This window comes from Streptomyces yangpuensis (assembly GCF_024666385.1).
GTDB classification, from domain to species: domain Bacteria; phylum Actinomycetota; class Actinomycetes; order Streptomycetales; family Streptomycetaceae; genus Streptomyces; species Streptomyces yangpuensis.
Map to the genome: position 1 here is coordinate 5,322,674 of NZ_CP102514.1, position 12,360 is coordinate 5,335,033.

General features: G+C 72.8%; 7 protein-coding genes. 4 read left to right on the forward strand and 3 right to left on the reverse strand.

From position 1 onward, the window contains the following. Window positions 1–162: 162 nt before the first annotated feature. Together NRK68_RS24545 and NRK68_RS24550 are read left to right on the forward strand one after the other, a co-directional pair. Window positions 163–4,017: an SMC hinge domain-related protein gene (locus NRK68_RS24545; RefSeq protein ID WP_257856723.1), complete on the forward strand. Its 3,855-nt coding sequence runs from the start codon at window positions 163–165 to the stop codon at window positions 4,015–4,017. A 184-nt stretch (window positions 4,018–4,201) separates the two neighbouring features. Further along, window positions 4,202–5,635 (forward strand): sugar porter family MFS transporter, encoded by a 1,434-nt coding sequence (locus NRK68_RS24550; RefSeq protein WP_183068616.1) that lies wholly within the window; start codon window positions 4,202–4,204, stop codon window positions 5,633–5,635. Between the two features lie 41 nt (window positions 5,636–5,676). On the opposite strand, the gene NRK68_RS24555 is transcribed toward NRK68_RS24550, so the two are convergent. Both NRK68_RS24555 and NRK68_RS24560 read right to left on the reverse strand, forming a co-directional pair. Continuing rightward, window positions 5,677–6,663 carry an LLM class flavin-dependent oxidoreductase gene (locus NRK68_RS24555; RefSeq protein ID WP_183068617.1) on the reverse strand — a complete coding sequence of 329 codons (987 nt, stop codon included), beginning with the start codon at window positions 6,661–6,663 and terminating at the stop codon, window positions 5,677–5,679. A 62-nt stretch (window positions 6,664–6,725) separates the two neighbouring features. Continuing rightward, window positions 6,726–8,222, reverse strand: a complete 1,497-nt coding sequence (locus NRK68_RS24560; RefSeq protein ID WP_257856725.1) for a purine-cytosine permease family protein — start codon at window positions 8,220–8,222, stop codon at window positions 6,726–6,728. 141 nt (window positions 8,223–8,363) lie between these two features. Here NRK68_RS24560 and ftsY point away from each other — a divergent pair, with 141 nt between their 5' ends. Beyond that, window positions 8,364–9,575, forward strand: coding sequence for a signal recognition particle-docking protein FtsY (gene ftsY, locus NRK68_RS24565; RefSeq protein WP_183068619.1), 1,212 nt, complete (start codon window positions 8,364–8,366; stop codon window positions 9,573–9,575). A gap of 73 nt (window positions 9,576–9,648) precedes the next feature. On the opposite strand, the gene NRK68_RS24570 is transcribed toward ftsY, so the two are convergent. After that, window positions 9,649–10,317, reverse strand: coding sequence for a bifunctional DNA primase/polymerase (locus NRK68_RS24570; RefSeq protein WP_183068698.1), 669 nt, complete (start codon window positions 10,315–10,317; stop codon window positions 9,649–9,651). A gap of 449 nt (window positions 10,318–10,766) precedes the next feature. Between NRK68_RS24570 and nsdA the strand changes: the two genes are divergently transcribed. Continuing rightward, window positions 10,767–12,257, forward strand: a complete 1,491-nt coding sequence (gene nsdA / locus NRK68_RS24575) for a transcriptional repressor NsdA (RefSeq protein ID WP_183068620.1) — start codon at window positions 10,767–10,769, stop codon at window positions 12,255–12,257. Window positions 12,258–12,360: the final 103 nt, after the last annotated feature.

Consider the following 12,360-nt stretch of genomic DNA (forward strand, 5'->3'; position numbering starts at 1 on the left):
TCCAGCCCCGCATGATCTGCAAGGGACGCTCCGGCGTCCCTTCTTTCTTTGGACTCCGCATCAGGGACCACAGGGCCGGGTGGGGGGCCTGATGCCTTTGACGTCGATCGTGCCCTGCACCTTCATGGGTGAAACCGAACGTGAAAGGTAGAGTCCGGCGGCGTGCACCTCAAGTCCCTGACCCTGCGTGGCTTCAAATCCTTCGCCTCCGCCACCACCCTGCGCTTCGAACCCGGCATCACCTGTGTCGTGGGTCCCAACGGCTCGGGCAAGTCCAACGTCGTCGACGCGCTCTCCTGGGTCATGGGCGAACAGGGCGCCAAGTCCCTGCGCGGCGGGAAGATGGAGGACGTCATCTTCGCCGGAACCACCGGACGCCCACCGCTCGGGCGCGCCGAGGTCTCCCTGACGATCGACAACTCCGACGGCGCGCTGCCCATCGACTACGCCGAAGTCACCATCACCCGGATCATGTTCCGCGGCGGCAGCAGCGAATACCAGATCAACGGTGACACCTGCCGGCTGCTCGACATCCAGGAACTGCTCTCCGACTCCGGCATCGGCCGCGAGATGCACGTCATCGTCGGGCAGGGCCAGCTGGACTCCGTCCTGCACGCCGACCCCATGGGCCGCCGCGCCTTCATCGAGGAGGCGGCCGGCGTACTGAAGCACCGCAAGCGCAAGGAGAAGGCGCTGCGGAAGCTCGACGCGATGCAGGCCAACCTCGCCCGCGTGCAGGACCTGGGCGACGAACTGCGCCGGCAGCTCAAGCCCCTGGGCCGCCAGGCCGCCGTCGCCCGCCGGGCCGCCGTGATCCAGGCCGACCTGCGCGACGCGCGGCTGCGCCTGCTCGCCGACGACCTGGTCGCGCTGCGGCGCGCGCTCGACGCGGAGATCGCGGACGAGGCCGCGCTGAAGGAACGCAAGGAAGCCGCCGAGGCCCAGCTCGCGGCGGCGCTGCGGCGCGAGGCCGAGCTGGAGGAGGCCGTACGGGAACTCACCCCCAGGCTCCGGCGGGCGCAGCAGACCTGGTACGAGCTGTCGCAGCTCGCCGAGCGGGTACGCGGCACCGCCTCCCTCGCGGACGCGCGGGTCAAGAGCGCGACGGCCCCCGTCGAGGAGGAGCGCAGGGGACGCGATCCCGAGGACATGGAACGGGAGGCGGAGCGGATCCGTGAACAGGAGGCCGAGCTGACGGCCGCCCTGGAAGCGGCCTCCCGCGCCCTGGAGGACACCACCGGGCACCGCGCGGAGCTGGAACGGGAGCTGGCCGACGAGGAACGCCGGCTGCGGGACGCCGCGCGGGCCATCGCCGACCGGCGCGAGGGGCTGGCCCGGCTGACCGGTCGGCTCGGCGCGGCCCGCTCCCGCGCCGGGGCGGCCCAGGCGGAGATCGACCGGCTCGCGCTGGCGAGGGACGAGGCACAGAGCCGGGCCGAGGCCGCGCAGGCCGAGTACGAGGCGCTGGCGGAGGAGGTCGGCGGGCTCGACGACCCGTCGGCGGAGACGGACCACGAGGCCGCGCGGGCGGAGCTGAAGGAGGCCGAGGCCGGGCTGGGCGCCGCGCGCGAGGCGCTGGCGGCGGCGGAGCGCTCGCGGGCGGCGGTGGCCGCCCGCCGGGACGCGCTGGCGCTGGGGCTGCGCCGCAAGGACGGTACGGGGGCACTGCTCGCGGCCCGCGAGCGGCTGGCCGGGGTGCTCGGGCCTGCGGCGGAAAGGCTGTCGGTGACCCCGGGGTACGAAGCGGCGGTGGCCGCCGCGCTGGGCTCGGCGGCGGACGCGCTGGCGGTGTCCTCCCCGTCGGCGGCGGCCGGGGCGATCCGCCACCTGCGCGACGCGGACGCGGGCCGCGCCACGCTCCTGATCACCCCACCGGCCGTCCTCCCGGGCGGGGTCGCGGCCGGGGGCGGTCCGGCGGTGCCGGTGCAGGGGGCCGGGCCCGCGCCTGCCGCGGGCGGCGTGACCCTCGGGGCCGGGGCCGCTGCGGTGGACGAGGTCCGGCCGGGTCCGGGTGCCGGGGCGGAGCCTGCGGCGGGCTCTGGCGGTGGCCCGGGGCAGGGCCTGACGGCGTGGGTGCCCGCGGCGGAGGGCCGGGCCGGGGACCTGGGCGGAGCGCCCGGCCCGTCGGGCCAGGGCTCCGGGCCCGGGCTCGCTCCGGCAGAGGCCACGGTCGGCGGGTCGGCTTCGGTGGAGGTCCAGGCGGCCGGGGCGGGGCGGTTCGTACCCGTCGTGGCGCTGATCGCTGGGGACGACGAGGTGCGGCGGGCGCTGGCGTGGGTGCTGCGCGACCACGTCGTCGTCGGCACGCTCGACGAGGCCGAGGCGCTCGTCGCCCAGCGCCCCGACGCCGTGGCCGTGACAGTCGAGGGCGACGTCCTCGGCGCGCACCTCGCGCACGGCGGGTCCGCCGGCGCACCCAGCATGATCGAGGTGCAGGCCGCCGTCGACGAGGCCGCGGCGGAGCTGACCCGGTTGGCCGGGCGGTGCGAGGAGCTCGCCGCCGCTCAGGCCACCGCGCAGACCCGACGGCAGGACGCGGCCGCCCTGGTCGAGGAGCTCGCCGAGCGGCGGCGCGCCGCGGAACAGGCCCGGGCCGGGGTCGCCCAGCAGCTCGGACGCCTCGCCGGGCAGGCGAAGGGCGCCGTCGGCGAGGCCGAGCGCGGCGCCGCCGCCGCGGCCAGGGCCCAGGACGCCCTGGAGCAGGCGCTGGCCGAGGTCGAGGAGTGCGCGGAGCGGCTCGCCGTCGCCGAGGAGATGCCGGTGGAGGAGGAACCGGACAGCTCCCGCCGGGACCGGCTCGCGGCCGACGGGGCCAACGCCCGCCAGACCGAGATGGAGGCCCGGCTCCAGCTGCGGACCCACGAGGAGCGGGTCAAGGGGCTCGCCGGGCGGGCCGACTCCCTCGACCGGGCGGCCCGCGCCGAGCGCGAGGCCCGGGCCCGCGCCGAACGCCGCCGGGCACGGCGGCGCCACGAGGCGGACGTGGCCCGCGCGGTCGCCGACGGGGCCCGCCAGCTCCTCGCCCATGTGGAGGTCTCCCTCCACCGCGCCGACGCGGAGCGCACCCTGGCCGAACGGGCCAAGGGTCTGCGCGAGCGCGAGCTCGCCGACGCGCGAGGCGGCGGCCGCGACCTGAAGGGCGAGCTCGACAAGCTCACCGACTCCGTCCACCGCGGCGAGGTGCTCGGCGCCGAGCAGCGGCTGCGCATCGAGGCCCTGGAGGCCAGGGCGCTGGAGGAGTTCGGCATGGAGCCGCTCGCGCTCGTCGCCGAGTACGGGCCGGACCAGCCGGTCCCGCCGTCCCCGCCGGCCGACGGCGAGGAGCTGCCGCAGGACCCCGAGCACCCGCGCAACCGGCCCGGCCCCTTCGTCCGTGCGCAGCAGGAGAAGCGGTTCAAGGCGGCCGAACGGGCCTACCAGCAGCTCGGCAAGGTCAATCCGCTGGCCCTGGAGGAGTTCGCGGCGCTGGAGGAGCGCCACAAGTTCCTCAGCGAGCAGCTGGAGGACCTCCGTAAGACACGGGCGGACCTCCTTCAAGTGGTGAAGGAGGTCGACGAGCGCGTCGAGCAGGTCTTCACCGAGGCCTACCGGGACACCGCCCGAGAATTCGAGGGGGTGTTCTCGCGCTTGTTCCCGGGCGGCGAGGGCAGGTTGGTGCTGACCGACCCGGACAACATGCTGACCACCGGGGTGGACGTGGAGGCCCGCCCCCCGGGGAAGAAGGTCAAGCGCCTGTCGCTGCTCTCCGGCGGCGAGCGCTCGCTGACGGCCGTGGCCATGCTGGTTTCGATCTTCAAGGCGCGCCCCAGCCCGTTCTACGTGATGGACGAGGTGGAGGCGGCCCTCGACGACACCAACCTGCAACGGCTCATCCGGATCATGGAGGAACTCCAGGAGAGCTCACAGCTGATCGTGATCACCCACCAGAAGCGGACGATGGAGGTCGCCGACGCGCTCTACGGCGTCTCCATGCAGGGCGACGGAGTCTCCAAGGTCATCAGCCAGCGGCTGCGCTGACGCACCTTTGGTTAAAGAAGTGAATTCATTGGGAGAGCTCTATGGTTCATGCGAAGTTCATCCCAGGTCTTGACTTCAAAAACTGAACGCATAGGCTCGCTCCGCTGTCCCCCGCCTTCGGGTGGTGCCCGATCTTGAACTGTGCGCCACTGTAAGGACGGACGAAACCCCCACGGAGCACACCTTGACCAGCAGCACTGCGCAGCCCCCGGCGTCCGGCGGCGGATCCTCGCCCCAGCCCGACCACCTCGGCCACGTCGTCTTCATCACGGCGGCCGCTGCCATGGGCGGCTTCCTCTTCGGGTACGACAGCTCCGTCATCAACGGCGCCGTCGTCGCCATCCGCGAGCGCTTCGACGTCGGTTCGGAGGCGCTCGCCCAGGTGATCGCCGCCGCGCTGATCGGCTGCGCCATCGGCGCCGCCACCGCGGGCCGGCTCGCCGACCGGATCGGCCGAATCCGCTGCATGCAGATCGCGGCCCTCCTCTTCACCGCGAGCGCCATCGGTTCGGCCCTGCCCTTCGCCCTCTGGGACCTCGCCATGTGGCGCGTGATCGGCGGCTTCGGCATCGGCATGGCCTCCGTCATCGGCCCCGCCTACATCGCCGAGGTCTCCCCGCCCGCCTACCGCGGCCGGCTCGCCTCCTTCCAGCAGGCCGCCATCGTCATCGGCATCGCCGTCTCCCAGCTCGTCAACTGGGGCATCCTCAACCTCGCCGACGGCGACCAGCGCGGCGAGATCGGCGGCCTGGAGGCCTGGCAGTGGATGCTGGGCGTCATGGTCGTCCCGGCCGTGCTCTACGGCCTGCTGTCCTTCGTCATCCCGGAGTCCCCCCGCTTCCTGGTCTCCGTCGGCCGCACCGACGAGGCCAAGAAGGTGCTGGCCGAGGTCGAGGGTTCCAAGGCCGACCTCGACGGGCGCGTCCGCGAGATCGAGCACGCGATGCACTCCGAGACCAAGTCCACCTTCAAGGACCTGCTCGGCGGCCGCTTCGGCTTCCTGCCCATCGTCTGGGTCGGCATCGGCCTCTCGGTCTTCCAGCAGCTCGTCGGCATCAACGTGATCTTCTACTACAGCTCCTCGCTGTGGCAGTCCGTCGGCATCGACCCGACCAGCTCGTTCCTCTACTCCTTCACCACGTCGATCATCAACATCGTCGGCACGGTGATCGCGATGATTTTCGTCGACCGGATCGGCCGCAAGCCGCTCGCCCTCATCGGCTCGGCGGGCATGGCGATCTCCCTCGGCCTGTGCGCGTGGGCGTTCTCCTTCACCACCGGCACCGGCGACGACATCACCATGCCCGACGCCCAGGCCACGGTGGCCCTGGTGGCCGCGCACGCCTTCGTGCTCTTCTTCGCCCTGTCCTGGGGCGTGGTGGTCTGGGTGCTGCTCGGCGAGATGTTCCCCAACCGCATCCGTGCCGCGGCGCTGGGCGTCGCCGCCTCGGCCCAGTGGGTCGCCAACTGGGTCATCACCGTCTCGTTCCCGTCCCTCTCGGACTGGAGCCTGTCCGGTGCCTACGTGATCTACACCGTCTTCGCACTGCTCTCGATCCCGTTCGTCCTCAAGTGGGTGCCGGAGACCAAGGGCAAGGCGCTGGAGGAGATGGGGTGACCATCCCCGCCACCACCCCTTCTCCTCGGTACTGCCCCGGCTCAGCCCTTGAGCCGGGGCAGTACCTGTTCGCACAGCAGGTGCAGGCTGCGCCAGCCCTCGTCCAGCGGCATCCCGCCGCACAGCGGGTGCAGCACCAGGTTCCCCGCCTCGCCCGCCCCCCGGCCGTACGCGACCGCCTCGTCCGGGGTCAGCACCCGGTAGACGCCCTCCGCGCGCAGCTCCGCCACCGAGCGTGCCGCCGACCGTACGGCGCTGCGGATGTCCTTGGACTGCCACGACGCGTACATGCCCGCCTCGTGAAGGAAGTGCTCCCCGTACTCGGCCCACACCCGGTCCGGGTCCTCCGCGATGTGCAGCAGCGGGGTCTCGGCCGCCGGCATCATGCAGAAGCCCTCCGTGCCGTACTCCGCCAGCTTCGCCGTGTAGTACGCCTCCAGCTCCGGCAGGTGCGCGCTGGGGAAGAAGGGCAGCCCGAGCCGGGCGGCGCGCCGAGCGGCCGCCTCCGAGCTGCCGCCCACCAGCAGCAGCGGGTGCGGCCGGGTGAAGGGCGCGGGGGTGACCCGTACCGTGCGCCCGCGGAATGCGAAGGGTTCGCCGGTCCATGCCTTCAGCAGGGTCTCCAGCAGCTCGTCCTGGAGCCGGCCGCGCCGGCCCCACTCCACGCCGTGCTGCTCGTACTCCTCGGGCCGGTAGCCGATGCCCGCGACGGTGACCAGGCGTCCGCCGCTCAGCAGGTCGAGGACGGCGATGTCCTCGGCGACCTTCAGGGGGTCGTACAGCGGGCCGATGATCGCCGAGACGGTGACGGCGATCCGGCGGGTCGCACCGAAGACCGCGCCCGCGAAGGCGAAGGGGGAGGGCAGCCAGTTGTTGTCCGTGCCGTGGTGCTCCTCGGTCTGGACGGTGTCGATCCCGCGGTCGTCCGCGTAGCGGGCCATCTCCAGCGCGGCCTTGTAGCGGGCGGAGAGGGACTCGGGCGTGCCGTTCGGGTCGACGAGATTGAACCGGGCCACGGTGACGGGCATGGAGAAGTCCCCCTTCGCCGGATGGGTCGGGCTGGCGAAGGGGGACGTTAGCTGACGCGACGTCAGTTGGACAGGGATCCGGCGGGCTCGGGCTCGGGCTCCGGCTCGGGCACCTGATCCGGCTCGGGCAGCTGCTCCGGCGCGGCAGCCGGACCGGTGGGCGCCGTCCGGGGCAGTACCGCGTACAGCGCGCCGGAGGTCACGATCCCGGCCACCCAGCCGAGGCCGTTCCGGCCGATCCAGGTGTCGGCGAGCGGCCCGCCGAACCAGTCCACCTCGGTGAAGAGCAGCCCCACCACCAGAGCGATCGCCCACGCCGTCATGGCCTGCCAGGCGAAGCCGCCCCGGTACCAGTAGGCGCTGGTCCGCGTGGTGTCCAGCAGCGCGGGCCCGTCGTAGCTCGTGCGGCGCAGCATGTCCACGCCGAACACGCCGATCCACGCGGAGAAGGCCACGGCCAGCAGGGTCAGGAAGGAGATGAAGGAGCCGAAGAAGCTGGTCGCGACCACCATCAGCAGGAAGCCGAAGACCAGGCTGATGACCGCGTTGACGCTGACCGCCCAGGCGCGCGGGACCTTGATGCCCAGGGTCTGCGCGGTGAAGCCGGCCGAGTACATGGACATCGAGTTGATCAGCAGCATGCCGACGAGCGCGATCAGCAGGTACGGGACCGCGATCCAGGTGGGCAGCAGCTCACCGATGAAGGAGACCGGATCCTGGGCGGTGGCCAGGTCCGGGGTGCCCACGGCCATGACCGCGCCCATCAGGACCATCGGGAGCACGACGATGCCGGCGCCGCCGATCGTCGCGCCGACCATGCCCTTCGAGGAGGCGGTGCGCGGCAGGTAGCGGGTGAAGTCGGGGCCCGAGGGCACCCAGCTGATACCGCCGGCCGCGATCGTGCCGATGCCCGCGACCATCATCGCGGTGGAGCCGGCCGGCTTGCCGAGGACGGCCGCCCAGTCCGTCGTGAAGAGCAGGTGGCCGAGGACGAGCACGCTGAAGCCGCCGAAGAGGTACGTCGACCACGTCGAGCACACCCGCAGCGCGCTGATGCCGAGGCCCGAGACCACGAAGGTGCAGCCCACGAAGAACAGCAGGGTCACCACGATGAGGGTGGTGTTGCTCTTGATCCCGAAGAGCAGGTCGAGCACGGTCAGCACGGCGTAGGCGCCGCTGACCGCGTTGATGGTCTCCCAGCCCCAGCGGGCCACCCAGATCAGCGCGCCCGGGAAGAGGTTGCCGCGCTGCCCGAACACCGCCCGCGAGAGGGCCATGCCGGGAGCCCCGCCGCGCTTGCCCGCGATCGAGATCAGGCCGACGATCCCGTACGAGACCACCGGCGCCGCGACGGCGACGACGAGCACCTGCCAGACGTTCAGCCCGTTGAGGATCACCAGACCCGCGCCCATGGTCAGCAGCAGCACGCTGATGTTGGCGGCGACCCAGGTGGGCACCAGCTCGCGGGCCCTGCCGCCGCGCTCTGCGTCCGGGACGGGCTCCAGACCGCGGGTCTCCATCGCGGTGTCGTTTCCGCCGTCGGCGGGCTCGGCAGGCATGCGGCTGCTCCCTGGGAGGTGTGAGGGGAAGTCGCTCATCATCGTAGATGTGCCGCTAAAACCACAAACAGAGGCTTACGTCCTGGTCGGAGCGCCCGGGTTCCCGGCTCCGAGGCGGCCGTGGCCGATACTGGGGGGGTTATGGACATCCTCATCCTTGCTGTAGTCATCGCCCTGGTCGCGGTCGGCGTGATCAGCGGGCTCGTGGTCAGCAGCCGCAAGAAGAAGCAGCTGCCGCCCCCGGCACCGCCGAGCACGCCGACCATCACTGCCCCGCCTGCCGAGCCGCAGGTGGGGGAGGACGCCGTAGAGACGGCGGAAGAGCCGCGCCGCACGATCGAGGAGGTCGGACTCCCGGAGGCCGAGGCCCCCGTCGAAGCGCCGGCCGCCGAGCCGGAGGCCCCGGCCGCGCCCGCGATCGAGGTGCCCGAGCCCACCGCCGGCCGTCTGGTCCGGCTGCGTGCCCGTCTCGCCCGGTCGCAGAACTCCCTCGGCAAGGGGCTGCTCACGCTGCTCTCGCGCGAGCACCTCGACGAGGACACGTGGGAGGAGATCGAGGAGACCCTCCTCGTCGCCGACGTCGGTGTCGTGCCCACCCAGGAACTCGTCGAGCGGCTCCGCGAGCGGGTCAAGGTCCTCGGTACCCGCACCCCGGCGGACCTGCGCGCTCTGCTCAAGGAAGAGCTGCTGACGCTGGTCGGCACCGACTTCGACCGCGCCGTGAAGACGGAGAGCGGGGAGGACACCCCGGGCGTGATCATGGTCGTCGGTGTCAACGGCACCGGCAAGACCACCACCACCGGCAAGCTGGCCCGGGTGCTCGTCGCCGACGGCCGCAGCGTGGTGCTCGGCGCCGCCGACACCTTCCGCGCCGCCGCCGCCGACCAGCTGCAGACCTGGGGCGAGCGCGTCGGCGCCCGTACCGTGCGCGGCCCCGAGGGCGGCGACCCGGCCTCGATCGCCTACGACGCGGTCAAGGAGGGCATCGCCGAGGGCGCCGACGTCGTGCTCATCGACACCGCCGGCCGCCTCCACACCAAGACCGGCCTGATGGACGAGCTCGGCAAGGTCAAGCGCGTCGTCGAGAAGCACGGCCCGCTGGACGAGATCCTGCTGGTCCTGGACGCCACCACCGGGCAGAACGGCCTGACCCAGGCGCGGGTCTTCGCCGAGGTCGTGGACATCACCGGCATCGTGCTGACCAAGCTCGACGGCACGGCCAAGGGCGGCATCGTCGTCGCCGTCCAGCGCGAACTGGGCGTCCCGGTCAAGCTCGTCGGTCTCGGTGAGGGCGCGGACGACCTCGCCCCGTTCGAGCCCGAGGCCTTCGTGGACGCCCTGATCGGCGACTGAGCGCGGCCCTCCATGCGTACCGGTGCCCCCGCCTTCCGTGAGGAACGCGGGGGCACCGGTGCGTACGGGACCGTCAGCGGCGCAGCCGGTGGCAGATGTACGCCAGCGTGCCCAGCAGCAGCCGGGCCTGCGGCGGGCCCCCGGCGCAGTCGAGGGCGGGCGGCCGCAGCCAGCCGGTCCGGCCGAGCCCGGCCCGGTCGGAGGGCGGGGCCGTCACGAAGGCTCCCGGGCCCAGGGCGCGCAGGTCCAGGTCGGCGTCGTCCCAGCCCATCCGGTACAGCAGCTGCGGCAGCTCGGCCGCCGCACCCGGGGCCACGAAGAACTGCGCCCGGCCGTCCGCGGTCACGATGACCGGGCCGAGCGGCAGGCCCATCCGCTCCAGCCGCACCAGGGCCCGCCGCCCGGCCTCCTCGGACACCTCGATGACGTCGAAGGCGCGGCCCACCGGGAGCAGGATCGCGGCGCCCGGACAGCCGGCCCAGGCCTCGGTGACCTCGTCGAGGGTGGCGCCGGCCGGGACCGTCCGGGCGAAGGGCAGGGGGTGCGCTCCGGGCGCGGCGCACCGGCCGTCCCCGCAGGAGCAGTCGCGGGCGGGGGCCGCGGCACGCGCCCCGGGGACCACGTCCCAGCCCCACAAGCCGGTGTACTCCGCCACCGCCGTGCACTCCGAGGTCCGGCCGCGGCGCCGGGTACCGGAACGGAACTCCTTGGTGCCGCGGCTGCCGCCGATCGTGAAGCCCATGCCCATGCCCATGCCCCCTCCAACGGGTCGGACGCGCCGGTGGTTACGACGCCTGTGGTGAGGACGTCAGAGTGCCCGCCGCCGGCGCCGCGCGACGGTCCGCCGCGCTGCCGCCGGGGGGAGTGCCCGCCGCACCCGCCCGGCGCACTCCTCGCCGCGCGCGCCCCGAGCGCACTCCGGTCCAACCGGTCCGTTTCGCCTTCGTGTCAAGTGAATCGCGCCTGGCCGGTGGCTAGTTCATTCGAAGGGGTGGCGAATGGTGGCGTTTCAGCGAACGACCTCGCCGAAGGGGTGATCGTAGGATTACTTTCGGTGCACGAACCCCGAGGCGGGCCCGTGCGTGGTTATGCCGGAGGCAATGCGTGAAGGACCTGTGAAGGTCCGTGGAGACGCTCGGCGTCCCGGCCAGGGTTTCGTAAGGAAGAGGCTGAGCGGATGGGGGCGTTCCAGTGAGCGGCAACGGCGCAAGCGGAACGAACGAGGATGCTGCTGTGCGCAACGACCGGCTGACCTCGTGGTTCGTCCGCAGCGGCTGGTCGAAGGGCGAACTCGCCCGACAGGTCAACCGCAGAGCCCGGCAGATGGGCGCCCACCACATCAGCACGGACACCTCCCGGGTGCGCCGCTGGCTGGACGGCGAACAGCCCCGCGAGCCCGTCCCGCGGATCCTGTCCGAGCTGTTCTCCGAGCGCTTCGGCTCCGTCGTCGCCATCGAACAGCTCGGCCTGCGCACCGCCCACCAGACCCCCTCCGTCTCCGGGGTGGACCTCCCCTGGGCGGGCCCGCAGACCGTCGAACTGCTCGGCGAGTTCTCCCGCAGCGACCTGATGCTGGCGCGCCGCGGCTTCCTCGGGACCTCCCTCGCGCTCTCCGCCGGCCCCGCCCTCATCGAGCCCATGCAGCGCTGGCTCGTCCCGGCCCCGGCCGCCGACCCGGGACCGCGCGGGGCGGGGCCGACGGGGGCCCTCGGCGGCCACCGCCCGCCCCGGCTCTCCGAACCGGAACTCGACCTCCTCGACGCCACCACGGTGATGTTCCGCCAGTGGGACGCCCAGTGCGGCGGCGGCCTGCGCCGCAAGGCCGTCGTGGGCCAGCTCCACGAGGTCACCGACCTGCTCCAGGAGAACCACCCCGCCCCCGTCATGAAGCGGCTGTTCAAGGTCGCCGCGGAGCTCGCCGAACTGGCCGGCTGGATGAGCTACGACATCGGCCTGCACCCCACCGCGCAGAAGTACTTCGTCCTCGCCCTGCACGCCGCCAAGGAGGCCGGGGACAAGCCCCTGGGCTCGTACATCCTCTCCAACATGAGCCGCCAGATGATCCACCTGGGCCGGCCCGAGGACGCCCTCGAACTCATCCACCTCGCGCAGTACGGCAGCCGCGACTGCGCCGGCCCGCGCACCCAGGCCATGCTGTATGCGATGGAGGCCCGCGCCTACGCCAACATGGGCCAGCCCAGCCGCTGCAAGCGGGCCGTGCGGATGGCCGAGGACACCTTCTCCGACGTGGGCTTCGCGGACGAGCCGGAGCCCGACTGGATCCGCTTCTTCTCCGAGGCCGAGCTGAACGGCGAGAACTCCCACTCCTACCGGGACCTGGCCTATGTCGCCGGGCGCAGCCCCATGTACGCCTCCCTCGCCGAACCGGTCATGGAACGCGCCGTCGAGCTCTTCGAGAAGGACCCGGAGCACCAGCGCTCCTACGCCCTCAACCTCATCGGCATGGCCACCGTCCACCTGCTCCAGCGCGAGCCCGAGCAGGCCGCGGCCCTCGTCGACCGGGCCCTCGACGTGGCGGGAAAGGTGCGCTCCGAGCGGGTGAACACCCGCCTCCGCAAGACCGTCGACAGTGCCGCCCGTGAATACGGCGACGTCGCCGAGGTGGTCCGGCTCACCGACCACCTCGCCTCACGGCTCCCCGAAGCCGCGGAGGCCGTCTGACGGCCCGAGCGGCCGCTCCCAAGGCTCCGGCCGCGGCAGTCACCCCGTGAAGCCCGATCAGGCTCCCCCAGCCAGGACGTCCGGGTCACTGCCGCGGCCGGTC